General features: G+C 72.0%; 25 protein-coding genes. 24 read left to right on the top strand and 1 reads right to left on the bottom strand.

The features are described 5' to 3' along the window. Positions 1–49: 49 nt before the first annotated feature. The 23 genes from AB0C76_RS36405 (at position 50) to AB0C76_RS36295 (ending at position 24503) form a co-directional block, all read left to right on the top strand. Positions 50–871, top strand: coding sequence for a type 1 glutamine amidotransferase domain-containing protein (locus AB0C76_RS36405; RefSeq protein ID WP_359973956.1), 822 nt, complete (start codon positions 50–52; stop codon positions 869–871). An 87-nt stretch (positions 872–958) separates the two neighbouring features. Next, complete coding sequence (locus AB0C76_RS36400; RefSeq protein ID WP_359973980.1) at positions 959–2533, top strand: thiamine pyrophosphate-binding protein; 1575 nt, start codon at positions 959–961, stop codon at positions 2531–2533. A 25-nt stretch (positions 2534–2558) separates the two neighbouring features. Then, a complete protein-coding gene (locus AB0C76_RS36395; protein ID WP_359973955.1) occupies positions 2559–3053 on the top strand; it encodes a nuclear transport factor 2 family protein in 495 nt (164 codons plus the stop codon). Then, positions 3050–3436, top strand: coding sequence for a nuclear transport factor 2 family protein (locus AB0C76_RS36390; RefSeq protein WP_359973953.1), 387 nt, complete (start codon positions 3050–3052; stop codon positions 3434–3436). The genes AB0C76_RS36395 and AB0C76_RS36390 overlap by 4 nt, the downstream gene beginning before the upstream one ends. Next, positions 3433–4980 (top strand): GMC family oxidoreductase N-terminal domain-containing protein, encoded by a 1548-nt coding sequence (locus AB0C76_RS36385; RefSeq protein ID WP_359973951.1) that lies wholly within the window; start codon positions 3433–3435, stop codon positions 4978–4980. The genes AB0C76_RS36390 and AB0C76_RS36385 overlap by 4 nt, the downstream gene beginning before the upstream one ends. Further along, positions 4973–5590 carry a DJ-1/PfpI family protein gene (locus AB0C76_RS36380; protein ID WP_359973949.1) on the top strand — a complete coding sequence of 206 codons (618 nt, stop codon included), beginning with the start codon at positions 4973–4975 and terminating at the stop codon, positions 5588–5590. The genes AB0C76_RS36385 and AB0C76_RS36380 overlap by 8 nt, the downstream gene beginning before the upstream one ends. After that, the gene (locus AB0C76_RS36375) at positions 5587–6027 is read left to right on the top strand and encodes a VOC family protein (RefSeq protein ID WP_359973947.1); all 441 of its coding nucleotides are present in this window, start codon (positions 5587–5589) and stop codon (positions 6025–6027) included. The genes AB0C76_RS36380 and AB0C76_RS36375 overlap by 4 nt, the downstream gene beginning before the upstream one ends. Next, the gene (locus AB0C76_RS36370; protein ID WP_359973945.1) at positions 6020–7855 is read left to right on the top strand and encodes an AGE family epimerase/isomerase; all 1836 of its coding nucleotides are present in this window, start codon (positions 6020–6022) and stop codon (positions 7853–7855) included. The genes AB0C76_RS36375 and AB0C76_RS36370 overlap by 8 nt, the downstream gene beginning before the upstream one ends. After that, positions 7852–8196: an STAS domain-containing protein gene (locus AB0C76_RS36365; protein WP_359973943.1), complete on the top strand. Its 345-nt coding sequence runs from the start codon at positions 7852–7854 to the stop codon at positions 8194–8196. Before AB0C76_RS36370 ends, AB0C76_RS36365 begins: the two co-directional genes overlap by 4 nt. Before the next feature lie 73 nt (positions 8197–8269). Further along, on the top strand, positions 8270–10345 hold the full coding sequence (gene glgX / locus AB0C76_RS36360) for a glycogen debranching protein GlgX (protein WP_359973941.1): 2076 nt from the start codon (positions 8270–8272) through the stop codon (positions 10343–10345). A gap of 23 nt (positions 10346–10368) precedes the next feature. Beyond that, a complete protein-coding gene (locus AB0C76_RS36355) occupies positions 10369–10680 on the top strand; it encodes an STAS domain-containing protein (RefSeq protein WP_359973939.1) in 312 nt (103 codons plus the stop codon). 19 nt (positions 10681–10699) lie between these two features. Next, entirely contained in the window at positions 10700–11128 is a 429-nt protein-coding gene (locus AB0C76_RS36350; RefSeq protein WP_359973937.1) for an ATP-binding protein, read from the top strand. An 8-nt stretch (positions 11129–11136) separates the two neighbouring features. Beyond that, positions 11137–12351 (top strand): SpoIIE family protein phosphatase, encoded by a 1215-nt coding sequence (locus AB0C76_RS36345; protein ID WP_359973935.1) that lies wholly within the window; start codon positions 11137–11139, stop codon positions 12349–12351. Positions 12352–12392: 41 nt separating this feature from the next. Then, positions 12393–13148: a MinD/ParA family protein gene (locus AB0C76_RS36340; protein WP_359973933.1), complete on the top strand. Its 756-nt coding sequence runs from the start codon at positions 12393–12395 to the stop codon at positions 13146–13148. Between the two features lie 8 nt (positions 13149–13156). Beyond that, complete coding sequence (locus AB0C76_RS36335) at positions 13157–14479, top strand: NDP-sugar synthase (RefSeq protein WP_359973931.1); 1323 nt, start codon at positions 13157–13159, stop codon at positions 14477–14479. A gap of 5 nt (positions 14480–14484) precedes the next feature. Beyond that, positions 14485–15660 carry a glycogen synthase gene (gene glgA / locus AB0C76_RS36330; protein ID WP_359973978.1) on the top strand — a complete coding sequence of 392 codons (1176 nt, stop codon included), beginning with the start codon at positions 14485–14487 and terminating at the stop codon, positions 15658–15660. Positions 15661–15683: 23 nt separating this feature from the next. After that, positions 15684–17429, top strand: coding sequence for a maltotransferase domain-containing protein (locus AB0C76_RS36325; protein WP_359973929.1), 1746 nt, complete (start codon positions 15684–15686; stop codon positions 17427–17429). Beyond that, positions 17426–19294 carry a 1,4-alpha-glucan branching protein GlgB gene (gene glgB / locus AB0C76_RS36320; RefSeq protein ID WP_359973927.1) on the top strand — a complete coding sequence of 623 codons (1869 nt, stop codon included), beginning with the start codon at positions 17426–17428 and terminating at the stop codon, positions 19292–19294. Before AB0C76_RS36325 ends, glgB begins: the two co-directional genes overlap by 4 nt. Continuing rightward, positions 19291–20862, top strand: a complete 1572-nt coding sequence (locus AB0C76_RS36315) for a Na+/H+ antiporter (protein ID WP_359973925.1) — start codon at positions 19291–19293, stop codon at positions 20860–20862. The genes glgB and AB0C76_RS36315 overlap by 4 nt, the downstream gene beginning before the upstream one ends. Before the next feature lie 222 nt (positions 20863–21084). Further along, positions 21085–22284, top strand: a complete 1200-nt coding sequence (locus tag AB0C76_RS36310; RefSeq protein ID WP_359973923.1) for a transposase — start codon at positions 21085–21087, stop codon at positions 22282–22284. Between the two features lie 11 nt (positions 22285–22295). Then, positions 22296–23753, top strand: a complete 1458-nt coding sequence (locus tag AB0C76_RS36305) for an ATP-binding protein (protein ID WP_359973921.1) — start codon at positions 22296–22298, stop codon at positions 23751–23753. Then, positions 23750–24094, top strand: coding sequence for a nuclear transport factor 2 family protein (locus AB0C76_RS36300; RefSeq protein WP_359973919.1), 345 nt, complete (start codon positions 23750–23752; stop codon positions 24092–24094). Before AB0C76_RS36305 ends, AB0C76_RS36300 begins: the two co-directional genes overlap by 4 nt. Next, entirely contained in the window at positions 24087–24503 is a 417-nt protein-coding gene (locus tag AB0C76_RS36295; protein ID WP_359973918.1) for an ester cyclase, read from the top strand. The genes AB0C76_RS36300 and AB0C76_RS36295 overlap by 8 nt, the downstream gene beginning before the upstream one ends. Before the next feature lie 46 nt (positions 24504–24549). Here AB0C76_RS36295 and AB0C76_RS36290 read toward each other — a convergent pair whose 3' ends face one another. Further along, on the bottom strand, positions 24550–24696 hold the full coding sequence (locus AB0C76_RS36290; protein WP_359973916.1) for a hypothetical protein: 147 nt from the start codon (positions 24694–24696) through the stop codon (positions 24550–24552). 134 nt (positions 24697–24830) lie between these two features. On the opposite strand from AB0C76_RS36290, the gene AB0C76_RS36285 reads away from it, so the two are divergent. Continuing rightward, entirely contained in the window at positions 24831–25535 is a 705-nt protein-coding gene (locus AB0C76_RS36285; protein ID WP_359973914.1) for a DUF4118 domain-containing protein, read from the top strand. Positions 25536–25659 lie beyond the last annotated feature (124 nt).

Below are 25659 nucleotides of genomic sequence, written 5' to 3'. Positions count from 1 at the left end.
GGCCCACTGTCAATTGCCGACACCAGTCGGACGAATCGGAGGTTGGAAAGTGGCGCACATTCTGATCGTGCTCTCCGAGTACGGGTACTGGGCCGAGGAGCTCGTCGGCCCGCTCAGCAGGTTCGACGAGCGCGGGTACCGCGTGACGTTCGCGACACCCACCGGAAAGCGGGCCCGCGCCCTGCCGCCGAGCCTGGACGAGGAGTACGTCGACCCGCCGCTCGGCCGCTCCGTGACCACCGCCGAGGTCGCCGCCCTGGGCCGCGCCCTCGACGCCGGCAGCCGGCTCGACAACCCGTTGGACCTCTCCGTCTGGCTGCCCGAGCGCCCGTACACCAGCGCGCCCGACCACCTGCCCCGGCTGGAGGACTACCACCGCGCACTCGACCGGATCGACGCCGACCTGCGGGAATACGACGCGCTCCTGATCGTCGGAGGCAGCGGGCCGATCGTGGACCTCGCCAACAACGAGCGGGTGCACGACCTGATCCTGGGCTTCGTACGGGCCGGCAAGCTGGTCGCCGCCGAGTGCTACGGCGTCGCCTGCCTGGCCTTCGCCCGCGACTGGGACGACCGCCGGAGCATCATCCGGGGCAAGCACGTGACCGGCCACTGCAAGGAGTACGACTACAAGGACGGCACCGGCTTCCTCGGCACCGACTTCGTGATGGGCCCGCCGCCCTACCCGCTGGAGTACATCCTGCGCGACGCGACCGCGCCGGACGGCGCCTATCACGGGAACTTCGGGAAGCCGGTCTCGGTGATCGTCGACTTCCCGTTCGTCACCGGCCGGTCCACGCCGGACTCCTTCTGCACCGGCGAGAAGCTGGTCGAGGTGCTGGAGCACGGTCTCACCCGGTACGGCTGGTAAGAGAATTCCAAGAAGAACACCAGGGAGAATTCGGTGACGGCGAAGCCGGACAAGGTACCGGGCAAGGTCAAGCTCATTGAGCAGTTCATGGCCGACGGCCTGGACGTGATGTTCGGAAATCCCGGGACGGTGGAACAGGGATTCCTCGACGTGGCGGACCGGACACTGGGCTTCCGGTACGTCCTGGCGCTCCAGGAGACCGTGGCCGCCGCGATGGCCGACGGCTACGCGCGGGCGACGGGCCGGGCGGCCCTGCTGCAGCTGCACGCCGGGGTGGGCCTCGGCAACGGCATCGGCATGCTCTACCAGTCGATGCGCGGGCACACCCCGCTGGTCGTCGTCGCCGGCGACGCCGGGGTGCGCTACGACGCGATGGACGCACAGATGGCGGCAGACCTGGTCGCGATGGCGCGGCCGGTGACCAAGTACGCGACGCGGGTGACGGATCCGTGCTCCTTGCTGCGCACCGTCCGCCGCGCCGTGAAGATCGCGACGACGCCGCCGTACGGGCCGGTCTTCGTGGCCCTGCCGATGGATGTCCTGGACGCGCCCAACGACGAGCCCGTCCTTGCGAGCGCCGGCCTGGCCACCGACTCCGCCCCGTCGGCGCGGACGGTGGCCCGGGCCGCCCGGCTGCTGGCCGGCGCACGGCGACCGCTGATCCTGGTGGGCGACGGCGTCTCGGCGGCCGGGGCACAGCCCGAACTCGCCCGGGTGGCCGAGATCCTGGGCGCGGACGTCTGGTCCGTCGACTCGTCCGAGGTGAACCTGCCCGCCTCGCACCCGCTGGCCCGCGGCCAGCTGGGCCACATGTTCGGCGAGCGCAGCGCCGCCGCGGTGGCGGAAGCGGACGGCGTGCTGATCGTGGGCACGTACGTCTTCCCCGAGGTGTTCCCGACGCTCACCAGCCCGTTCCACCCGGACGCGCGGATCGTGCACATCGACCTCGACGCGTACGAGATCGCCAAGAACCACCCGGTGGACCTGGGCGTGGTGGCGGATCCCAGGCCGGCACTGGCGGCGCTCGCGGAGGAACTGCAGGCGCGGCTGGCGCCCGAGCAGCGGCAGCGGGCCGATTCCTTGATGACACGTCGGACGAAGCCGGTTCCCTCGGGCACGACGACCCTGGAACGCTTCCTCCAAGAGCTCGCGCTCCGGACGAACGGCGACCTCATCGTCTTCGACGAGGCGCTCACCTCATCGCCGGCCGTCGTCACGCACCTGCCGCCCGACCGGCCCGGCGACTACTTCCTGACCCGCGGCGGCTCCCTCGGGGTGGGCATCCCGGGAGCGGTCGGCGCGAAGCTCGCCCACCCCGACCGGACGGTGGTCGGCTTCACCGGCGACGGCGGGGCGATGTACACCTACCAGGCGCTGTGGACCGCGGCCCGGTACGGCGTCGCCGCCAAGTTCGTGGTCTGCAACAACCGCAAGTACCGGCTGCTCGACGACAACATCGCGCAGTACTGGAAGGCGCGCGGGATCCCCGCGCACGACTTCCCGTCCTCCTTCGACCTCTCCCGGCCGGACATCCGGTTCGCCGACCTGGCCCGCGCGCTCGGCGCCGACGGCGTGCGGGTGGAGAAGCCGGAGCAGGCCGCCGACGCGGTCGCGCGCATGCTCGCCGCCACCGGGCCCTTCCTGGTCGACCTCCAGGTCTGACCGACACCACTCAAGGAGTCCTGCCATGCCGGAGGCCACCTCCGCACAGCATCCGAGCGCGCAGCCCTTCACCGCACAGCCCCTCACCGCGCAGTCCGTGCGGGCGTTCGCCGAACGGTGGTACGCCGCGCTCGACCGCCACGACGACGAGGCCGAGGTGCGGCGGTTCCTGGCCGACGACGGTCTCGAACTGCACTTCCCCGAGGGGACGTTCAGGGGTCACGCGGGTTTCAGGTCGTGGTACGAGGCGGCCTGCCGTCGGTTCTTCGACGAGCGGCACGTACTCAGGGAGGTGCGCGTGGACATCGCCGGCGACCGCGCCCGGGTGCACGTCCGGGTCGACTGGTGGGCCCGCCACTGGAGCCCGCCGGCCGCCCGCAGCGAGTGGCTCGGCTTCCGTGCCGACCAGACCTGGGCCGTGGTCCCCGGCGCGAACGGCGAAGGGCCGCTGATCGAGACCTACACCTGCGACCGGCTGGAGCCGATGCCCGGCTCCGCCGAACTCCCGGAGCCCCGATGAACGCCCGTGAGGTGCTGGCCGACTACTACGTCCACGCCAACGAGGGCGACTGGTCCCGCTGGTGCGACCTGTTCGCCGAGGACACGGTGGTGGACGAGCAACTCGCCGGCCGGATCGAGGGACGGGCCAGGCTGCGCTCGATGGTGACCGGCCTGGGGGAGCTGTACGCCTCCTTCGAGAACTTCCCGCTGCACTTCCTGGTCGACGGGGAGGAGGCCGCCGTCGTCTCCCACATCTCCGCCCGCAGCGCCTCGGGCGCGGCGATCGAGGCCGACGTCATGAACTACTTCCGCATCCGCGACGGCCGGATCACCTACATGGCCAACTTCCACGACACGCAGCCGTTCCAGGTGCTGTCCCGGGCCGACGGCGGCGAGCTGTGACCGTGGAGGAGTTCGACCACATCGTGATCGGTGCCGGGACGGCCGGCAGCGTGCTGGCCAACCGGCTCAGCGCGGACTCCGCGGTCCGCGTCCTGGTGCTGGAGGCGGGCTCCGCCGTGATCCCGCCGGAGGTGGACGACCCGTCCGCGTGGCACCGGCTGCTGGGCGGCCGGATCGACTGGAAGTACCGGACCGTCCCGCAGCCCGGCCTCGACGGCCGGGTCGTGCGGGAGCCGCGCGGGCGCGCGCTGGGCGGCAGCAGCAACCTGTACCTGATGATGCACGTCCGCGGCCACCCGGCGGACTACGACAACTGGGCCTACCAGGGCGCGGCCGGGTGGTCGCACGAGGACGTCCGGCCGTACTTCGAGCGCGTGGAGCGCACGCAGCCGTCCACCGACGCGGCCGGAAACGAGCCCAACCCCGCCTCCCGGGCGTTCGTCGAGGCCTGCCGGGAGCTCGGGCACCCGGAGGTGGCGGACTTCAACACCGGCACCCGGTTCGGCGTCGGCTGGCACCGGCTCCACATCGCGGACGGCCGTCGGCACGGCGTGCTCGCCTCCTACCTGGAGCCCGCCCTGCCCCGGCCCAACCTCACGGTGCGCAGCGGCGCCCAGGCCCTGCGCCTGGTGGTGAGCGGCGACCGCTGCGTCGGGGTCGACTACCTCCAGCGGACGGAGGCCAGGCGGGCCGAAGGCCGGCGGCTGCCGCACACCCGGCAGGCCGAGCCCGGCCGGCACCGGGCGTACGCCGCGCGCGAGGTGATCGTCGCGGCGGGGGCGATCGAGTCGCCGAAGCTGCTGTTGCTGTCCGGGGTGGGCGACCCCGGCCGCCTGCGGGAGCTGGGCATCGAGGTCACCGCGGCGCTGCCGGGCGTGGGCGAGAACTTCCACAACCACGTGCTCACCGGGGTGATGTGCGAGACGCGCACCCCCGTGCCGCCCGCCCGGCAGAACCTCTCGGAGAGCGCGCTGTTCCTGGCCTCCACACCCGGGCTGCCCGCCCCGGACCTCCAACTGGCCTTCGTCCACGTGCCCTTCGACTCATCCGTCGGCGCCGGATCCCCGCACGCGGTGAGCGTCCTGCCGGGCGTGGTGCGTCCCGCCTCCCGCGGCTGGGTACGCCTCGCCACGGCCGACCCGCTCGCGCCGCCACTGGTGCACCCCAACTACCTCGGGGACCGCTCCGACGTGGATCGCCTGGTGCGGGGCGTGAAGCTGGCCCGGGAGATCCTCGACAGCGAGGCCTTCTCGCCCTGGCACAAGCAGGAGCTCGCGCCCGGCCCGGCCACCACCACCGACGAACAGTTGCGCGCTTTCGTCCGCCGCACCGCCGACAGCTACCACCACCAGGCCGGCTCCTGCCGGATGGGCACCGACGACCGGTCCGTGGTGGACCCGCGGCTGCGCGTCCACGGAATGCGCGGACTGCGGGTGGTGGACGCCAGCGTCATGCCGGCCGTGCCGTCCGGCAACTGCCACAGCGCGATCACGATGATCGCCGAGCGGGCAGCCGATCTGATCAGTGGAGCGACCAGTGGCTGAAGCCGTCATCAAGCAGGGCCCGCTCACCGGCACCCGGATCGCGGTGCTCATGGAGAGCGACTACTTCGAACCCGAGATCTCCTACTACCGGCACCGCTTCGCCGAGGAGGGCGCGCGGGTCGAGTTCCTCACGCGGCTCTGGGGGCAGGAGGAACTCACCTTCCGCGGCCACGAGTTCGGCGCGCCCTTCACCGTCGACCGCAGCCTGGAGGACGTCGACCCGCGCCGGTACGCCGCGATCGTCGTGCCGTCCGGCATGGTCGCCGACCGGCTGCGCTACACCGAGGACGTCAACCGGCTGGCCCCCGCCGTCCGGCTGTTGCGCTGGGCCTTCGCCGAACCGGGCGTCCTCAAGGGCGTCATCTGCCACGGCCTCTGGCTCGCAGCGGCCATCCCCCAGACCGTCCACGGCCGCAAGGTCGCCTGCCACAACAACCTCGTCGGTGACGTGCGCAACATGGGCGCCGAGTACGTCGACCAGGACGTCGTCGTCGACGGCGACCTGATCACCGCGCGGACCGGCGAGCACCACCACCTCTTCGCCCGCACCCTCGTCGAGGAGCTCGCCCTGCGGAAGGGTGCCCCCATCCCGCGGAAGGACGGCCGGTGACGCGCTGGTCCCACGTCGGCCTCAACTGCCGCGACCAGCGGCGCACCGAGGAGTACTACACCCGCTGGTTCGGCTTCCGCCGGGCCCGCGCCGTACCGGTCGAAGGCGGCGAGATCGTCTTCCTCCGCAACGGCGACGCCCACCTCGAACTTCTTCCGGCGACCGGGGAGTCCGTTACCCCGGGCCGGGCGGACGGCCCCGGCACGCCCGGCACCGTGCGCCACATCGCCTTCCAGACCGACGACGTCGACACCGTCCTCACCCGGATGGGCCCGGCGGCCCACGTCCTGCTCGGGCCCCTGGACTTCGACGACCTGCTGCCCGGCTGGCGCGCCGTCTGGCTGCGCGATCCGGACGGCGTCGTCGTCGAACTCGGCCAGGGATACCGCGACCAGGACGCCCACGAGACCCCAGAAAGCGACACGACCCATGCCTGACACGGTCAACTTCACCTTCTCCGACACCATCGCGGGCTACGTCACCGCGTACGACGAGGGAACCCGCCGGCTCGGCCTCGCCACCGCCGACGGCCGCCGGTTCGACCTCACCGTCGACCCGCAGGCCGGCGCCGAACTGCTGCACAACCTGGAGGAGCGGCACTCCGACGCCGGCGGCCACCTGGAGGCGATGCTGGAGCCCGATCGCTTCGTCTTCGCGTACGCCCTGTTCTACCCCGAGGGCGGCACGACCCGGATCGAGGCCAAGCGCCTGCTCTTCCCCGGCCGCCGTCCCGGCAGCTACCGCTTCGAGGAACCGGACTGGTGGATCCGGCAGCTGGAGAGCATCGCCGGCTTCTACCGCCGCGCCCAGTTCGGGGACGGACCGGTCGACTACACCCGCTACCGCACCATGCTGCGCCTCGGCGGCGACAAGACCGCCAGCCACGTCCAGGAGACCGACACCATCTCCCGCCTGGTCTACGGCATGGCCTCGGCCTTCCTGCTCACCGGCAAGGACGAGTACCTGGACGTCGCCGAACGCGGCACCGAGTACCTGCGCGAGCACATGCGGGTCGTCGACCCGGAGGAGGACGTCGTCTACTGGTACCACGGCCTCAGCGTCGACGGCGACACCGAGAAGAAGCTGTTCACCTCGGAGTTCTCCGATGACTACGACGCCATCCCGATGTACGAGCAGATCTACGCCCTCGCCGGGCCCGTCCAGACCTACCGCGTCACTGCCGACCCGCGCATCCGCGCCGACGCCGACGCGACGCTGTGCCTGTTCGACAAGTTCTTCCTGGACCGCGAGCACGGAGGCTACTACTCCCACGTCGACCCGATCCTGTTCCGCGCCGACCACGCCTCGCTCGGGCCCAACCGCAGCCGCAAGAACTGGAACTCCGTCGGCGACCATGCCCCCGCGTACCTGATCAACCTGTACCTGGCCACCGGCGAGGAGCGTTACGCCCGGATGCTGGAGTACGCCTTCGACACGATAGTGGAACGCTTCCCCGCGAAGAACAGCCCGTTCGTCCAGGAGCGCTTCCACCGCGACTGGTCGTACGACACCGAGCACGGCTGGCAGCAGGACCGCGCGGTCGTCGGTCACAACCTCAAGATCGCGTGGAACCTCATGCGCATGCACTCCCTCGCCCCCAAGCGGCAGTACCTCGAAACCGCCACCGGGATCGGCGAGACGATGCCGGCGGTCGGCAGTGACCGCCAGCGCGGCGGATGGTACGACGTCGTCGAGCGGATCCTCGCCGACGGCCAGGAGTACCACCGCTTCGCCTGGCATGACCGCAAGGCCTGGTGGCAGCAGGAGCAGGCGATCCTCGCGTACCTGATCCTGCACGGCCTCACCGGACGGGAGGAGTTCCTCCGGGAGGCCCGGCAGGCGGAGTCCTTCTACAACGCCTTCTTCCTCGACCACGACGAGGGGGCCGTCTACTTCAACGTCCTCGCCGGAGGCCTGCCCTACCTGCTCGGCACCGAGCGGCTCAAGGGCAGCCACTCGATGAGCATGTACCACTCCGCCGAGCTGTGCTACCTCGCCGCGGTCTACAACAACCTCCTGATCAACGGCCGGGCGATGGACTTCTGGTTCAAGCCGGACCCGACGGGCCTGGACGGCGGCCTGCTGCGCGTCGCGCCGGACCTGCTGCCGGCCGGCTCGGTGCGGATCGCCGAGGCGGAGATCGACGGCGCCCCGCACGCGGACTTCGACGCCGAGCGGCTCACCGTCCGGCTGCCGCGCGGCGGCGGACGGGTCAAGGTCCGGGTCAGGCTGGAGCCGACCGGGCGCAGGGAAGCGCGGTCATGAGCGTCGAGGTCCGCTCCCGTGAGCAGGACGGCGTCACCGTCGTGGAGCTGGAAGGCGAGATCACCAGCGTGACGTCCGCCGAACTCCAGCGCCGCATCCTGCCGTTGATCGGCGGCGCCGGCACCACGGTGATCGACCTCGGCCGGGTGCCCTACATCTCCAGCGCGGGCCTGCGCACGCTCCTGCTCGTCCACCGCCGGGCCGCGCGCAGCAAGACCGCGACCGTCCTGGTCGGGCTGTCGGAGGAGGTCCGCTTCGTGATGTCCTCCACCGGCTTCCTCGACTTCTTCGACGTCCGGGAGAGCACGGCGGCCGTCCTCGGCGGGGTGCGCGAAGCATGAGCGAGCGAAGCGAGCTCATCATCGAGAGGTGCGCATTGCGCGAAGCGCCTGGCGAGCGAAGCGAGGTGGGCGCATGAGCCCGGAGCGGATCGACGCCTACCCGACCCGGGCCATCGCCGGGTACGGCGTCCGGGCCGGGAACCCGCTGCCCTTCGGCGCGACCGCCGTCCCCGGCGGGATCAACTTCTCGGTCTACTCCGACCGCGCCACCCGGATGTGGCTCGTGCTCTTCCGGCCCGGGGAGGCCGAGCCGGCCGCCGAGCTGGAGTTCCCCGCGGAGTTCCGGATCGGCAGCGTCTTCGCGATGACCGTGTTCGGGCTGGACCCCGAGACAGTGGAGTACGGCTTCCGGGCCGACGGCCCGTTCGACCCGGCCCACGGTGACCGCTTCGACCCGAGCCGTGTCCTCACCGACCCGTACGCCCGCACGATCGCGGGACGCGACGTGTGGGGCGCCGAACCGGACCGCGACCGCCTCTGCCCCTACCGCTCCCGGCTCGTGCCGGACGACTTCGACTGGGGCGACGACGCGCCGCCGGGCATCCCCACCGAGGACCTGGTGGTCTACGAGTTGCACGTCCGCGGTTTCACCTGCCACCCGTCCTCCGGCGTGTCCGCCCCCGGCACGTACGCGGGACTGCGCGAGAAGATCCCCTACCTCAGGGAACTCGGCGTCAACTGCGTGGAGCTGATGCCCGTCTTCGAGTTCGACGAGCACGACAACCCGCGCACCGACCCGGTGACGGGCGAGCCGCTGCTCGACTACTGGGGCTACAACACCGTGGGCTTCTTCGCCCCCAAGGCCGGCTACGCGGCCACCGGACGGTTCGGCATGCAGGCCGACGAGTTCAAGAGCCTGGTCAAGGACCTGCACACGGCCGGCATCGAGGTCGTCCTCGACGTCGTCTTCAACCACACGGCCGAGGGCAACGAGCAGGGGCCCACCCTCTCCTTCCGCGGCCTGGACAACGCGACCTACTACATGCTCACGCCGGACGGCGACTACTACAACTTCAGCGGCACCGGGAACACCGTCAACTGCAACCACCCCGTGGTGCGGGACTTCGTCCTCAACTGCCTGCGCCACTGGGTCGCCCAGTACCACGTCGACGGCTTCCGGTTCGACCTCGCCGCCATCCTCGACCGTGCCCCCGACGGCACACCGCTCGCCAACCCGCCGCTGCTCGAACAGCTCGCCCACGACCCGGTGCTTCGCCACTGCAAGCTCATCGCCGAGGCCTGGGACGCCGCCGGCCTCTACGAGGTGGGCAGCTTCCCCTCCTACGGGCGGTTCGCCGAGTGGAACGGCAAGTACCGCGACGCCGTCCGCCGCTTCCTCAAGGGCGACCCCGCCACCGTCGGCGAACTCGCCACCCGCATCGTCGGCTCGCCCGACCTGTACACCGGGCGCGGCACGGCCGCCTCCGTCAACTTCGTGACCGCCCACGACGGCTTCACCCTGCACGACCTCGTCACCTACAACGACAAGCACAACGAGGCCAACGGCGAGGCCGGGCGCGACGGCGCGAACGACAACCACAGCTGGAACTGCGGCGCCGAGGGCCCGACCGACGACCCGGAGATCCTGCGACTGCGCACCCGCCAGATGAAGAACGCCCTGGCGCTCCTGCTCACCAGCCACGGCGTGCCCATGCTGCTGGCCGGCGACGAGATGGCGCGCACCCAGCGCGGCAACAACAACACCTACTGCCAGGACAACGAACTCTCCTGGCTCGACTGGAGCCTGCTCGACGCCAACGCCGGGCTGCACCGCTTCGTCCGCTCCCTGATCGCCTTCCGCCACGCTCACCCCGTGCTGCGCAGCGCCGCGCACCCCACCTGCGGCGTCAGCTGGCACGGCGTCCGGGCCGGCGAGCCCGACTGGTCCGCCGGGTGCCGCCTGCTGGCCGTCACGTTCGCGCAGGGCGACGAGCGGATCCACCTCGCGGCCAACGCGCACTGGGAGGCGCACGAGCTCGAACTCCCGGCGCCGGCGCCCGGAACGTCCTGGCACCTGGTCGCGGACACCTCCGCCGAGCCGCCGCACGACATCAACCCGCCGACCGCGGAGACCACGCTCGCCGTGCCGGACCGCTACCGGATCGGCCCGCGCTCGACCGTGATCCTGCTCGCCCGCCCCACGACCTGAGACCCCTCGGAGAGGAACCCACAGTGCCGCTCACCGTCACCGTCAGCACCACCGGCCAAGCCGCGACCATCGACCTTACCGGCGAGCTGGATGCCGCCAGCGCCCCCGCCTTCCACGACACCATCGAGCAGGCCGCGGCCGCCGGCGTGCGCGAACTGGTCATCCGCGCACACCGGTTGACGTACATGGCCAGTGCCGGTCTGCGCTCCCTGGTCTTCGCCCGGCAGAAGCTGGGCGACGACGTCCGGATCACCGTCCTTGGCGCGATCGCTCCCGTGGCCCGGACGATCCGACAAGCGGGCTTCGATTGCAGTGTCACCCTCGTCGACGCCTGACACCGGGCGGGCCGAACGGATGACAGCGCTCCGGCTGCCTGCCGCACTGGACTCGCTCGACGAACTCGCGCGCTACGTCCTCGCCTTCGCCGTCCGGGCCGGACTCCCTCCGGAAGCGGCCTACCGGCTCCGGCTGGCCGTCGACGAACTGGCCACCAACGCCGTCCTGCACGGATACCGGGGCCGCGACGGCGAGTTGCGGATCACGACGGGCATGGACGCGCAGACCGCGTGGATCCGGCTGGAGGACGATGCGCCCCCCTTCGACCCCGGCGCCGCCCGACCGGACCCCCACATCGGACTTCCGCTGGCGCAACGCCCGATCGGCGGGCTCGGCATCCACCTCGCCCTGATCGCCCTCGACGACTACCAGCACACCCGCACCGACGGTCACAACACCAGCCTCCTCGTGATCCGACGCGATCACCAGGCCGACCCCACGGAATAGAGGCCCAGATGTCCGGCGTCACCGCCCTCCTCCTGCACCCGGAATGCAGACCGCCCGCCCGACTGCTCGGCGCGCTGGCCGAGGAGGGCGTGACGGTCGACGTCCGAACCCCCGGGCAGGCGCTCGCCGAACCGACGGCCCTGGCGGCGGAGGTCCTGCTCGCGCCGGCCGCCATGCCGCCGAGAGAGGTCCGCGAGGTGAGCCGCGTGCTGGCCGAGAGCGGTCCCCGGCCGATCGTCGTCGTCTATGCCGAGCGGGACTTCGACGCGATCGAGCAGCACGTGCGCCTCGGCCACGACTACCTCGTGCCGCCGTTCCTCCCGCCCCTGGTCCGGGCCCGGCTGCGCAGCTGCTACGAGCGGGCCGAACTCGGCCAGAACATGGAGGAGCTCGAAGCGCAAGCCGAACTCATCAGCTACGAGCGTGAGTTGCAGATCGGCCGGGAGATCCAGGAGGGCTTCCTGCCGGAGGACCTGCCGGCCCCGGACGGCTGGGACCTCGACGTGCGCTTCCGCCCCGCCCGCAAGGTCGCGGGCGACTTCTACGACGCCTTCGAACTGGTCAACCGCCGCCGGATCGCGCTCGTGGTGGCCGACGTGTGCGACAAGGGCGTGGGCGCCGCGCTGTTCATGGCCCTCATCCGCAGCCTCCTGCGGCACACCGCCGAGCACAGCGGGCTGCAGAGCCTGATGACGGCCGCCCTCGCCCCCGGCGACGGCGCCGACCTGATCCCGGTGGTCGGTGCCACTCCGCTGATGAACGCGGTGGTCGGCACGAACGGATACCTCACCCGCAACCACAGTGGCCAGGGCTACTTCGCGACGATGTTCTTCAGCGTCCTCGACCCGGTCACCGGCAACCTCGTCTACATCAACGGCGGGCACAACCCGCCACTGCTGGTCCCGCGGGAGGGTGGCGAGCCCCGGCCGCTGGAGCCCACAGGGCCGGCCGTAGGGGTGATCCCGGACTGCACCTTCGCCCTCGGACACGCGCAGGTCCGGCCGGGGGACACGCTGTTCGTCTACACCGACGGCGTCCCCGAGGCGCGGGACGAGCAGGGGCGGTTCTTCGGCGACGATCGGGTGCTCGACCTGCTGTCCGAGCCCGCCGGCTCAGGCCGCGCGCTGCTGGAGCGGATGGAGACGGCGCTACGCGCGCACAGCGGCTCGGCCGAACAGCACGACGACATCACCATGATGGCCGTCCACCGCACGGCCGCCTGACCGGAGCCGGGATCGCAGAGACAGGGCGGAGACGGGAACAGATGGCACAGATCATCGCAATGCACTCGCACCGCGGCGGGACCGGACGGTCCAGCATCGCGGCGAACCTCGCCCGGCTGATGGCCGACGAGGGCCGCAGGGTGGCGCTGGTGGACACCGACATCCAGTCGCCGGCCGCCCACATCCTCTTCGGGACGGGCGATCCCGGCCTGTGCCGAAGCCTCGCCGACTACCTGATCGGCCGGTGCGAGGTCGAGGACGCCGTCCTCGCCCTGCCCTCCGACGGCGGTGAGCTGTTCCTGGTGCCCGCCCGGGCCGAGGCCTCCGGCATCCACGAGATCATCGCCCAGGGCTACGACGTCGGCCTGCTTCGCGAGGGGTTCGACCGGCTGACCGACGTGCTCGGACTCGACGTCCTGCTGCTCGACACCCACGCCGGCATCAACAACGAGACCATGACGGCTGTCGCCAGCGCCGGGACCGTCGCCGTGGTCACCAGATCCTGCCCCCTCGACCTCGCCGGAGCCGGCGAGACCATCGAGTTCACGCAGCAACTCGGGGCTCCCCGCCGGACCCTGGTGGTGAACATGGTCCCGCCGGGCGTCCCCGGCGAGGCGGCCGGGCAGCGTGCCGAGGCGGCGTTCGGCTGCCCGCCCCTGGCCGTGCTGCCCTACGAACCCGACATGGCGAAGGCCGCCGGAGCGCGGCTGTTCGCCGAGGCCCACCCGGACCATCCGCTGGTGGGGGAGTTCCGTTCGATGATTCCCGCCCTGCTCGCGCAGGGCGGACGGAGGTGACGGCAACGATGGAAAGGCTGTCCGCGATCGCCCTGGTCGGAGGGCGTGGGGTCCGGGCCAGGCCGCTGACCCTGAACTCCCCGGACCACCTGCGCAGCAAGGCCGCGATGCACCTGGTCGGGCGCAGCCTGATCGAGTGGGCCGTCGAGACCCTGCAGAGCCAGGGCGTCGATCGGTACTTCGTGGCGGCCAACGGCGGCGAGAACCGTGCCCAGACGAAGGCGATCCTGGAACACGGCGAACGCCTGGGCGTCTCGGTCCGCTACTCGCGCACCCGCTTCGACCGGAGCAACACCGGCTCCGGGGAGGCGACGCTGCGCTGCCTGGAGTACTGGGACCTCGGCGGACTGGCGCTGGTCTTCCCGTCCGACTCGGTCTTCGACGTCGACCTGCCGGGCATGGTGCGTGCCCACCGGGCCGGCGACGCGGTCGTTACCGTGGCGACGGTGCTGCGCACGGCCGCCGAGGCGGCCGGCAAGTACGGGGTGGTGGAACGCGGAGCGAACGGGCTGGTGCGCCGCTTCGTCGAGAAGCCTGCCCTGCCGGCCGTCGAGGCGCTCGGTCCCCGGGTCGAGACCAATGCCGGGATGTACCTGATCGACTGCGACCGGCTGCGCCTGGCCGGCCGGGAGCCGGAGCTCGCGGCACTGGCCCGCCGAAGCCTGGATTGGGGCGGTGACCTGCTGCCGTACCTGGTGCGGCACGGCCACCGGGTGGCCGCGCACCCGATCGCCAAGTTCGGGGACCTCGGCAGCCCGCGGGACTACCTGACGACGTTGCGGGAGGTGCTCCGCGACGAGTACCCGGCGCTCAGCGGGCGGATCGATCCGCCCGTCAGCCCGCTCGCCCGGGCCCGCATCCATCCGAGCAGCCTCCTGCTCAAGGACCAGGCCACCGGCCGGACCCTGGCCGAGAAGCTCGCCGACGGCACCGTCCGGATCGGTCCGGACGTTCGGATCGGCCGGGACGTGGAGATCGGGCCCGGCGTCAGCCTGACGGCCTCGGACATCGGCAATGGCGTCGACCTCGGCGAGGCGAGCGTCCTGTGCGGCGTCGCCTGCGGCGACGACAGCATCATCGGGCCCGGCGCGCGGATCTCGGACGCCTTCCTCGGGGCCAACGTCGAGATCCGGTCCCGGCTGGAGCAGCCCGTCGTGCTGGAGGAGTTCTGCGCGCTCGGGGACGGCGTACTGGTGCGGGCCGGGGCACGGCTGAGTGGTGTGAGCGTCTTTCCCGGCCTGGACGTCCGCGGCGGATCGCACATCCCGCCGGGCACCAGCCTGGCCGGGCTCGCGGACCTGCTGCGCTGGACGGCGGGGGCGCGGCGATGACACGGGTGGACCTCCTGAGCCGCGAGTACCCGCCGCACGTCTACGGCGGAGCCGGCGTCCACGTCACCGAACTCGCGCGGCAGCTGCGGCCGCTGGTCGATCTGCGGGTGCAGTGCTTCGGCGGCCCCCGCGCCGAGCTGGGCGTCCTCGGGCACCCGGTGCCCGCCGGGCTCACCGACGCCAACCCCGCCGTCCAGGCACTGGGCATCGCGCCGGCCATGGCCCGCGCCGCCGAGGGCGCAGACGTCGTGCACAGCCACACCTGGTACGCCAACCTCGCCGGACACCTCGCCAAGCTGATGCACGGTGTCCCGCACGTGGTCACCGCGCACAGCCTGGAGCCGCTGCGCCCGTGGAAGGCCGATCAACTCGGCGGCGGGTACGCCGTCTCGTCCTTCTGCGAGCGGACGGCGCTGCTCGGAGCCGACCGGGTCATCGCGGTCTCCGGCGCGATGCGGGACGACCTGCTGCGCTGCCACCCCGAACTCGCCCCTGACCGCGTCGTCGTGGTCCACAACGGCATCGACACCGACGACTTCGCCCCCGACAGCGACACCTCCGACCTGGCCCGGCTCGGGGTCCACACCGACCGCCCGACGGTGGTCTGCGTGGCCCGGCTCACCCGGCAGAAGGGGCTGTTCCACCTCCTGCGTGCAGCGCCGCACCTGGCGCCCGGCACCCAGCTGGTGATGTGCGTGAGCGTGCCCGACACGCCGGAGCTCGCCGCCCGGTTCGACCGGGAGGCCGACGAGGCCGCCGAGGCGGGCGTGGACCTGGTCCACGTCGAGCGGCCGCTGGATCGCCGTCGGCTGCGCCAACTGCTATCGCACGCCGACGTGTTCGCGTGCCCCTCGGTCTACGAGCCGATGGGGATCGTCAACCTGGAGGCGATGGCCTGCGGGACACCGGTGGTCGCCACGGCCGTCGGTGGCATCCCCGAGGTGGTGACCGACGGGGAGACCGGGCTGCTGGTACCTCTGGCTCCCGCGCTGGACGGTGGCGGCGAGCCCGCCGCCCCGGAGACCTTCGCCAAGGACTTCGCCGCGCGGATCAACGAACTGCTCGCGGACCCGGCGCGGGCACGCGCGATGGGCCGGGCCGGCCGCCGCAGGGCGGTCGAGCGCTTCTCCTGGGCCGCCGTCGCGCGGCAGGTCCACGACGTCTACCGGTCAGTGCTGTGAACCGAGGGAGTGACGGAGAACCGATGATCACGGGTCGTGTCCAGATCACCGATGTGCGGCCGACGGTGGACGGCGGCCGGAGCCCTGCACGGGCGGTGCCGGGCGAGCCCGTCGAGGTCCGCGCGACGGTCTTCTGCGACGGTCACGACGAGCCGGCCGCCCACGTGGTGGTGACGGATCCGGACGGGAAGGAAAGGGAACCGCTGCCGATGCTCCAACGGGTGCGCGGCACCGACCTGTTCACGGCGGAGTTCGTCGCGGACGCGACGGGGGAGTGGACCTACCGCGTCGAGGCGCGGCTCGGCGGGCACCATACCGCCACACCGGAGCTGCCGTTGCGGGTCGAACGCGAACGCGCGCTCTACGGAGCCTGGTACGAGTTCTTCCCGCGTTCCGAGGGTGCGCTGCTCGATCCCACCGGGCGCCGCCCGCCGCGCTCCGGCACCTTCCGGACGGCCGAGCGCCGGCTGCCCGCCATCGCCGCGATGGGTTTCCAGGTGGTCTACCTGCCACCGATCCACCCGATCGGCACCAGCCACCGCAAGGGCCCGGGCACCACCCTCACCGCGGGCCCGTACGACCCCGGCTCCCCCTGGGCGATCGGCTCGCCCGCCGGCGGCCACGATGCCGTCCATCCGGAGCTCGGCACCCCGGGCGACTTCCGGCACTTCGTCCGCACCGCGCGCGACCTCGGTCTGGAGGTGGCCCTGGACTTCGCGCTCCAGTGCTCGCCCGACCACCCGTGGGTGCGCGAACACCCCGAGTGGTTCCGCCGCCGGCCCGACGGCAGCATCGCCTGCGCGGAGAACCCGCCCAAGAAGTACCAGGACATCTTCCCCATCGACTTCGACACCGACCCCGACGGCATCCACGCCGCCTGCGCGGCCGTCCTCCGTCACTGGATCGGCCAGGGGGTGCGGATCTTCCGCGTCGACAACCCGCACACCAAACCCCTCCCGTTCTGGGAGCGTCTGCTCGCCGACATCCGCGCCACCGACCCGGACGTGCTCTTCCTCTCCGAGGCGTTCACCCGCCCGGCCATGCTGCACACCCTGGCTCGGATCGGCTTCCAGCAGTCCTACACGTATTTCACCTGGCGCAACACGAAGCAGGAACTGTCGTCGTACCTCGGCGAGTTGGCCGGACTAGACGGCTCGGAGCCGGCGGCCTACCTGCGGCCCAACCTCTTCGTCAACACCCCGGACATCCTGCCCGGGTACCTCCAGGGCGGCGGACGCGCGGCCTTCCAGGTGCGCGCCGTCGTCGCCGCCACGGCCGCGCCCACGTGGGGCGTCTACGCGGGCTTCGAGCTCTGCGAGGCGACGCCGGCGGCGCCCGGCGGTGAGGAGTACGCCGACTCCGAGAAGTACCAGTTCCGCCCGCGCGACTGGGTGGCGGCCGAGCGTGAGGGCCGCTCGCTCGCCCCGCTGATCACCACGCTCAACCGGATCCGCGAGCGGCACCCCGCCCTGCACCACCTGCGGAACCTGCGCTTCCACGAGTGTGACAACGAGCAGATCCTCTGCTTCTCCAAACGGCGGGGCGACGACACCGTCCTGGTCGTGGTCAACCTCGACCCCCGCCGCCCCCAGGAGGGGACGGTGTCGCTCGACCTGCCCGCCCTCGGCCTCACGGAAGGCGATTCCTTCGACGTGCACGACGAACTCGGCGGAGCGACCTACCGGTGGGGCCGGGACGACTACGTCCGCCTCGACCCCCGCCACCAGGTGGCCCACGTCCTCGCCGTCCACCCCAGGACCTCGCCGTGACCGCCGTGGCCCTGCCGGGCGAGCTCGACCTGCACCTCATCGCCGAGGGGCGGCACGAGCGGCTCTGGCAGGTGATGGGCGCGCACCCCGGCCCGGGTGGCACCGCCTTCACCGTCTGGGCGCCGAACGCCCGGTCCGTCTCCGTCATCGGCGACTTCAACCGGTGGGACGGCTCCGCGCACCCCCTGCGGCGGCGGGGCGCCTCCGGTCTGTGGGAGGCCGTCGTCCCGGAAGCAGAGGAAGGAGACCTCTACAAGTACGAGGTCCTCGGTGCCGACGGCCAACTGCGCCGGAAGGCAGACCCGTTCGCGTTCGCCACCGAGTGCCCGCCGAGGACGGCCTCGCGGATCCACCGCTCCCGGTACACCTGGCACGACGCCTCCTGGCTCGCCATGCGGGGCGCCCGCTCCCCGCACGACGCCCCGATGAGCGTCTACGAGGTCCACCTCCCGTCCTGGCGCCCCGGCCTGTCGTACCGCCGGCTCGCCGAGGAGCTCCCGCCGTACGTCAAGGACCTGGGCTTCACCCACGTCGAGTTCCTCCCGGTCACCGAGCACCCCTTCGGCGGTTCCTGGGGCTACCAGGTCTCCTCGTACTTCGCCCCCACCGCCCGCCTCGGCCCGCCCGACGACTTCCGGCACCTGGTCGACGAACTGCACCGGGCGGGCATCGGTGTGATCGTCGACTGGGTGCCCGCGCACTTCCCGAAGGACGACTGGGCGCTGGCGCGCTTCGACGGCACCGCCCAGTACGAGCACCCCGACCCCCGCCGCGCCGAACAGCCCGACTGGGGCACTCTGGTCTTCGACTACGGCCGCCCCGAGGTCCGCAACTTCCTCATCGCCAACGCGCTGTACTGGTGCGAGGAGTTCCACGTCGACGGCCTGCGCGTCGACGCCGTCGCCGCGATGCTCTACCTCGATTACTCCCGCCCGTACGGGCAGTGGCTGCCCAACGCCCACGGCGGGCGCGAACACCTGGAGGCGATCGCCCTCCTACGGGAGCTCAACACCATCCTCCACCGGAACTGCCCGGGCGTGCTCACCATCGCCGAGGAGTCCACCGCCTGGGACGGCGTCACCAGGCCCGTCGGCAGCGGCGGTCTGGGCTTCGATTTCAAGTGGAACATGGGCTGGATGCACGACTCCCTCGGCTACCTGTGCCAGGAGTCCGCCCGCCGCCGGGATCACCACAACGGGATGACGTTCCCCATGGTCTACGCCCACACCGAGCACTACGTCCTGCCGATCAGCCACGACGAGGTGGTCCACCTCAAGGGCTCCCTGCTCGGCAAGGTCCCCGGCGACCGGCGGCAGCGCTTCGCCGACCTGCGCACCTACCTGGCCTTCATGTGGGCCCACCCGGGCAAACAACTCCTCTTCATGGGGCAGGAGTTCGCCCAACCGTCGGAGTGGTCGCACGAGGCCGGCACGGAGTGGGTCGTCCTCGCCGAGGACGACCACCGCGGCGTGCGCGAACTGGTCCGCGACCTCAACCGGCTCTACCACGCCACCCCCGCGCTGTGGCAGCGGGACCGCGACCCCGGCGGCTTCCGCTGGATCGACGCCGACGCGGCCGAGCAGAGCCTCCTCTCCTTCGTCCGGTACGGCACGACGGGCCACCCACTGGTCTGCGTCCACAACTTCTCCCCGCACGCCCGACCGGGCTTTCGGCTCGCGCTACCCGGCGGGGGCCGCTGGCGGGAGGTGCTCAACACCGACGCCTGCGGCTACGGCGGCACCGGCGCGGGCAACCTCGGCGCCGTTCGGGCCGAACCGCGGCCTTGGCAGGGGTACCCGGCCAGCGCCTCGATCCTGCTGCCCGCGCACAGCGCGCTCTGGCTGACGCCGGACGAGCAGTCGTGACGGAGGTCCTCCCGCTGGCCGTCGGCGCGATCCTGGTGTCCGTCCTGGCCCGGCGGTTCGGCCTGTCGGCTCCTCTCGCACTGGTCGGGGCGGGGCTCGCGGCCTCCTTCCTCCCCGGAGTCCCGGAGTACCGGCTGGACCCCGACCTCGTGCTGGTGCTCTTCGCTCCACCGCTCGTCTACGCGGACGCGATCGAGAACTCCTACCTCGACCTGCGGGCCAACGCCCGGCCGATCGGCCTGCTCTCGGTCGGCCTGGTGCTGTTCACCACCCTCGTCGTCGGGGCCGTCGCGCACGGCGTCGTCCCCGGGCTACCGTGGCCCGTGGCATTCGTGCTCGGCGCGATCCTCTCCCCGACGGACGCGGTGGCCGCGGTCTCGGCGGCCCGCAGGCTCGGACTGCCGCGCCGGATCGTCACCATCCTGGTGGCGGAGAGCATCGTGAACGACGCGACCGGGATGACGGTCTTCCGGATCACCGTGGCAGCTGCCCTGGGCGGCGCCACCTCCCTGATCGGGGGCGTCGCGGAGTTCCTCTACGCCTCGGCGGCGGGTGCGGCCGTCGGACTGCTGGTCGCTCTCCCGGCGCGTGTGCTGCTGAGCCGGATCGACGACGCCGTGTCGGAGAACGCCGTGTCCCTGCTCGTGCCCTTCTCCGTCTTCGTGATCTCCGAGTGGCTCGGTGCCTCCGGTGTCCTGGCCGTCCTCGCCGCCGGCCTCTACCTCGGCCACCACTCCAGCGGCTCCTCGCACGCGACCCGGCTGCAGGCGGCCTCCACCTGGAAGCTGCTCACCAGGGTGCTGGAAACCGTCGGCTTCGCCCTGATCGGACTCCAGTTGCGCCCGGTCCTCCACGCGCTGCACAGTACCGGCCCGCTGGCTCTGCTCGGCTACGCCACCGCCGTACTGGCGGCCGTCCTGACGGCGCGGACCGTGTGGGTCTTCCCGGCGACGTACCTGCCGCGCCGGCTGTCCCCGCGCATCCGGGCGAGGGACCCGGCGCCGCCCTGGCGGTTCCCCGCCGCCGTCTCCTGGGCGGGCACGCGCGGCGTGGTCTCGCTCGCGGCCGCCTTCGCCGTTCCGCAGGCACTGCCTCGGCGCGACCTCATCCTGTTCCTCGCGTTCGTGGTGGTCCTCGGCACGCTCCTGCTCCAGGAGACGGCCTTCCCGGCCGTCGTGCGCCGCCTCGGCCTGCGGGAACACCGGCAGGACCAGCAGGACGCGCTGGCCGAAGCCGCGGCCCAGGAGGCCCTGGCCCAGGCCTCCTGGGCCCGACTGGAGGAACTGGTCGGCAGCGGGCACGAGGATCCGGCCGAACACGTGCTGGAGCGGCTGAGGGAGCTGGCCGAGCACCGCCGGTTCACCGCATGGGAGCGACTCGGAGCCGGCCCGGCGCACGCGCGGGAGGAGACCCCCACCGCGACCTACCGCCGGCTGCGCCGGGAGATGCTCGCCACCGAGCGTGCGGTCCTGGTCCGGCTCCGCCGGCAGGGCTCGATCAACGACGAGATCCTGCGCCGGGTGATGCGCGACCTCGACCACGAGGAGGCCGCGCTGGCCCGGGACTGAATTCGTGCGAATGCGCACGACGGCCCGAGTTGGTCGGGTTTCGCTCCGGCATATAAGGAACGCGCTAAAACGGCGGACGGGTCTGTGGTGAGGGGAGGCTGTCCGGTTAAATGGACGCTGCAGGTCAGTGCCCCGCCGGAATCACGAAAGGATCGCCTCGAAGGCCTGGTTCATTTCCGCCGCTATTTCGTATTCGCACATCAGCTGCGAGGAGGGATTTGTGTGGACGCCGGGTTTCACGATTTCGGGTCCCGGGTGCTGCCCGAGGACCGCATGGACGAGCTCTGCGGACTCCTGCTGGCCTCGGTGCCGCGGAGCGACCAGCGCCGCTGGGGCGAGCTCTACGTCCGCGGACTCCTCCATGCGGAGGGACGCAAGACGATCAAGGGGATCGCGGCCGCAGCCGACAGTGCGGCGATGCAGAGCCTCCAGCAGTTCATCAGCACCTCCCCGTGGGAGTGGCAGCCGGTCCGCCAGTCCCTCGCCCGCCACATGGAACGTGAGATCCAGCCGGGCGCCTGGATCGTCGAGCCCCTCACCGTGCTCAAGACGGGCGAGCACTCCGTCGGCGTCGAACGACAGTACGTCACAGGCCTCGGCCGCATCGCCAACTGCCAGCAGAGCTCCAGCACCTGGCTGGCCTCGGAAGAGACCAGCTGCCCGGTGGACTGGCAACTCGCGCTCCCCGACCGGTGGGTGGCCTCCGGCGAGCAGCGCAGACGCGCGGCCATCCCCGACCACGTCCGCTCGCGCACGCCAGTGCAGTGCGCACTCGACTCCGTCGTCGCGATGACGGAGGACTGGCGACTGCCCCCGAGACCCGTCGTGATGTCCGTGGCCGCTTCCGATGTCCACGAGGTGAGCACCGTCCTCACCGGCCGCCGGATCCCCTTCGTCCTCCGGATCGACGGCTCCGTGCCCGTCGTCGAGGCCTCGGGCGGCGGGCGGGTGTTCCCGGCGGCCCGGCTGATCGAGGCGATGCGGGAACAGGCCGGCGCCGTCGAATGGCGGGATCTCGGCGGCCTGCGCCGCCGGACCACCCGGGTGGCCGGGTGCCGGGTCGGCGTGCCGACCGCCACCGACCCCGCGGGCCGCCCCGCCAGGGTGCGCCCGCACCACCTGGTCGGCGCCTGGACCGACCCGGCCGCCGGCCGGCCGACCGAGTTCTGGCTGTCCAACCTCGGCCACCTGTCCGCCGCCGCCCTCTTCCGCATCGCCAATCTCGCCCGCCGCGTCTCCCGCGACCTGTACGAGGTGTGCGACCGCGTCGGCGCCCGGGACTTCTCCGGTCGCACCTTCCGCGGCTGGCACCACCACGCCACGCTGGTCTCCATCGCCCACGCGATCTCCGTACTGGCCCGCAAGGACCGGCGGCTCGGAGCCCCACGGCCACCGGTGCGCTCCTTGGTGGGGGCCCGGTGACCCCGGCGGCCATGGCCGGACACCTGCGGGAGATCGGACTCTTCGCGGAACTCACCGACGACCAACTGGCCTGGCTCGCGGCCACCGCCGAGCACCGGTACCTGGCCGACGGCGAGGTCCTCTTCCACGACGGCGAACCGGCCGAGCACTTCCACGTCCTGCTCGACGGCGAGCTCGTCGTCACCAAACTCGTCGACGGCCGCGAGGAGTTGCTCACCCGGCACACCACCCGCCCGCGCCCGGGCGACGACCACGACGGCAAACCCGCGGTCGCCCACCGCTTCACCGGCGAGCTGCCGCTGCTCACCGGCGGCGGCTACCTGGCCACCGCCACCGCCGCCGGCCCCACCGCCCTGCTGAGCCTCGCCAAGCCCGCGTTCCTCGACATGCTGGTGTGCTGCCCGAGCGTGGCCCGCGTCCTGCTGCCCGTCCTGGCCTGGCGGATCACCTCCTCCGAGGTTCAGGCCAGGAACCGGGCGACAGTCACCGCCCTCGGAACCCTCGCGGCGGGCCTGGCCCACGAACTCAACAACCCCGCCGCCGCCGTGGCCGGCGCCGCCCACGACCTCGACCCGGCCGTCGACCGGCTCATCGGCACCGCGCAGACCTGGGGCCGCGTCGCCGGCCGCGGGGAACAGGACGCACTCCGTGCCCTCGCCGCCCGGATCGACCGGACCTCCCCGGCGCACGAAACCGACCCCCTCGGCCTCGCGGACGCCGAGGACGAACTTGCCGACTGGGCCGCCGAGCACGGTGCCACCCGGCCCGCCGCGCTCGCCACCGCGCTGGCCGAGCGTGGACTCGACCGGAGGTGGCTGGCCGAACGGACCGCCGCGCTGCGCCCGGCCACCCTGCCGCAGGCTCTCGACCACCTCGCAGCAGTCCTCGAAGTCCGTTCCCTCACCGAGCAGTTGAAGGCCGCGGGGCCGCGAATCTCGGCGCTGGTGGCGGCTACCCGGGACTACGCCAACCTGGACCGGGCGCCGGAGCAGGAGCTCTCCCTCACGGACGGCCTGGAGGCCACCCTGGCGGTGCTGCGGCCGAAGCTGCGGGGTGTGCGGGTCGTCCGCGACTACGGGCCGGACGTGCCCGCGGTCCGTGGGCGTCCGAGCGAGCTCAACCAGGTGTGGACCAACCTCGTCGACAACGCGGTGGACGCCATGGCGGGCGCGGGGACGCTGACCCTGCGCACCCGCCGGGAGGGCGGCTGCGTCGCGGTGGAGGTCGGCGACACCGGCCCCGGCATCCCCGCCGAGACCGTCCCGAGGATCTTCGAGCCCTTCTACACCACCAAGGACGTCGGGAAGGGCACGGGCCTCGGGCTGCACCTGTCCTACCGCATCGTCACCCGGCGCCACCACGGCTCGATCACCGTCCGCTCGGGGCCGGACGGCACCCGGATGGTGGTGCGCATCCCCGTCGAGGGCAGCCGGCAGCCGGCAGCGTGCCAGGAAGGACCATCATCGTGACGCACCCGGACCCCTCCGGCGCCCGCGCGGTCTTCGACCGGCAGCTCGACTGCCTGGGCAGGCGCGATCTCGACGGGTTGCTGGAGAACTACCACCCGAACGCGGTCCTGCTCCGATTCGACGGAGTCTTTTCCGGGCCGGATCGAATACGTGACGCATTCGCGTCATATTTCACGCTCGAACCCCGCCTTCTGGAATTGCGTTCCCTCGTGGAATTCGACGGGACGATCCTCTATCGGGCGGCCATGGAAATCGGTGGGCGAAGAAAGGAGACGGTGGGGGTCATGATGCTGAGGAACGGAATGATCTGGCGGCAGACCGCGGGGGTGCTCGATGGCTGAGCGCACCCCGCTGGAGATCTACCGGGAGTGGAACGACTGCCTGCTCGCGGGCGACATCGAGGGCGCCACCCGCCTGATCGACGCCGCGAACTGGCGGGAGAAGTGCCTGGGCCTGACCGGCTGGCTGACCGACTTCACCGAGGCGCTCGGCCACTACGAGAAGAACATGGTCAAGCCCTGGGCCGACCTGCGGATGTTCGAGGAGCAGGTGGTCGAGGGTGCGGACGCGGTCACCATCCGCTTCCGCGTCGAGGCCACTCACGTCGGACAGTTCCTGGAGTGGCCTGCGACCGGGCGGAAGGTCTCCTTCCAGGCCATCCGCATCGTCAACGTCAAGGGCGGCCTGGTGACCGGCCAGTGGGCCCAGCTGGACCTGTGGGGCATCCACCGGCAGCTGACGGCTTCCTGATCCACCCTCCTCGTCCGCCGGGCGCGGCGGCGCCCGGCGGACCGCCTCAGCGTGCGCCGACGCCCGCCGAAGTCCCCGCGTACCGGGCGAGGGCCAGCGCGGCACTCGTGGCGAGGGTGACGTAGGCGGGGGTCGGGCGCAGCGGGAGCACGACGTCACTCATCTCGACCTCGGCGCGCAAGAATCGCGTCAAGGCCTCCTCAAACGCTTGTCTCCCGCCCGCGGCCTGCTACACCGGAAGGCAGGAGGTGCGTGATGCCCCGGTTCGTTCGGCACGTTCATGGTCTTCGGCGCCTGATGGCGGGACCGCTTTCCCTGGTGGCTGCCGTGCTGATTCCGCTCGCGCTGAGCGCGGTGCTGTTGCCGGCGCGCGGACACCTGGCCAACACGAATGTCGCCCTGCTGCTGGTCGTGGCGGTGGTTGCGGTGGCCGCAGTGGGGCACCGGCTGGCAGGCGCGGTGGCCGCGCTGAGCGCCGCCGCCTGGTTCGACTTCTTCTTCACCCGCCCCTACGAGCGGTTCGGCATCAGCGACTCGTCCGACATCACGACGGCGGTCCTGCTGCTCGCGGTCGGCCTCGCGGTGTCCCAACTCGCGGCCCGGTCGCGGAGGTTCGAGGTCATCGCGGTCACCGACGCCGGGTACCTCGCGCGGATCCACGACGCGGCCGTCCTGGCCCGCTCGAAACCCGCCCCGGCCGTGGTGGACCACGTCCGGGCCCAGCTGGCCGACCTCCTAGGCCTGCGGGCCTGCCGGTACGAGGACGGCTCCCTCATCGGCCACCCGCCGCGCCTGGAGCACGACGGCTCGATCGTCGTCGGCCGCAAGCCGTGGCCGACCGAGGACCTGGGCATGCCCGCCGAGGACGTGGAACTGCGGGTGTTCGCCCACGGCAGGTACGTCGGCCGCTTCATGCTCACCCCCGGTCCCGGCGCTGTCCCCGATCGCCAGGCCCTCCTCGTCGCCGTCACCCTCGCCGACCAGGCCGGCGCGGCCCTGGAGACCGCTGCCAGCCACGTGACGGCGGCCTGAGTACGGGCCCGGCCGGTGAACGACGCGGTCCCGCCGGCTCCCACCTCAAGGCCCGCACGGCCTCCTGCGAGCTGCGCGGTGTCGGCCGCCTGGGCGACGTCGACTTCGAAGGCGCCTACCGCCA

The organism is Kitasatospora sp. NPDC048722 (assembly GCF_040650235.1).
GTDB lineage: Bacteria > Actinomycetota > Actinomycetes > Streptomycetales > Streptomycetaceae > Kitasatospora.
Note: the sequence above shows the minus strand (reverse complement) of the source record. Positions and strands in the feature narration are given on the sequence as shown.

What these genes read in the sequence shown, in the direction of transcription:
- AB0C76_RS36340 (WP_359973933.1), top strand. Translation starts at nt 12,393, where the DNA reads ATGGCACAGATCATCGCAATGCACTCGCACCGCGGCGGGACCGGACGG.
- AB0C76_RS36350 (WP_359973937.1), top strand. Translation starts at nt 10,700, where the DNA reads ATGACAGCGCTCCGGCTGCCTGCCGCACTGGACTCGCTCGACGAACTC.
- glgX (WP_359973941.1), top strand. Translation starts at nt 8,270, where the DNA reads ATGAGCCCGGAGCGGATCGACGCCTACCCGACCCGGGCCATCGCCGGG.
- AB0C76_RS36395 (WP_359973955.1), top strand. Translation starts at nt 2,559, where the DNA reads ATGCCGGAGGCCACCTCCGCACAGCATCCGAGCGCGCAGCCCTTCACC.
- AB0C76_RS36325 (WP_359973929.1), top strand. Translation starts at nt 15,684, where the DNA reads ATGATCACGGGTCGTGTCCAGATCACCGATGTGCGGCCGACGGTGGAC.
- AB0C76_RS36295 (WP_359973918.1), top strand. Translation starts at nt 24,087, where the DNA reads ATGGCTGAGCGCACCCCGCTGGAGATCTACCGGGAGTGGAACGACTGC.
- AB0C76_RS36345 (WP_359973935.1), top strand. Translation starts at nt 11,137, where the DNA reads ATGTCCGGCGTCACCGCCCTCCTCCTGCACCCGGAATGCAGACCGCCC.
- AB0C76_RS36390 (WP_359973953.1), top strand. Translation starts at nt 3,050, where the DNA reads ATGAACGCCCGTGAGGTGCTGGCCGACTACTACGTCCACGCCAACGAG.
- AB0C76_RS36365 (WP_359973943.1), top strand. Translation starts at nt 7,852, where the DNA reads ATGAGCGTCGAGGTCCGCTCCCGTGAGCAGGACGGCGTCACCGTCGTG.
- AB0C76_RS36400 (WP_359973980.1), top strand. Translation starts at nt 959, where the DNA reads ATGGCCGACGGCCTGGACGTGATGTTCGGAAATCCCGGGACGGTGGAA.
- AB0C76_RS36370 (WP_359973945.1), top strand. Translation starts at nt 6,020, where the DNA reads ATGCCTGACACGGTCAACTTCACCTTCTCCGACACCATCGCGGGCTAC.
- AB0C76_RS36335 (WP_359973931.1), top strand. Translation starts at nt 13,157, where the DNA reads ATGGAAAGGCTGTCCGCGATCGCCCTGGTCGGAGGGCGTGGGGTCCGG.
- AB0C76_RS36305 (WP_359973921.1), top strand. Translation starts at nt 22,296, where the DNA reads ATGGCCGGACACCTGCGGGAGATCGGACTCTTCGCGGAACTCACCGAC.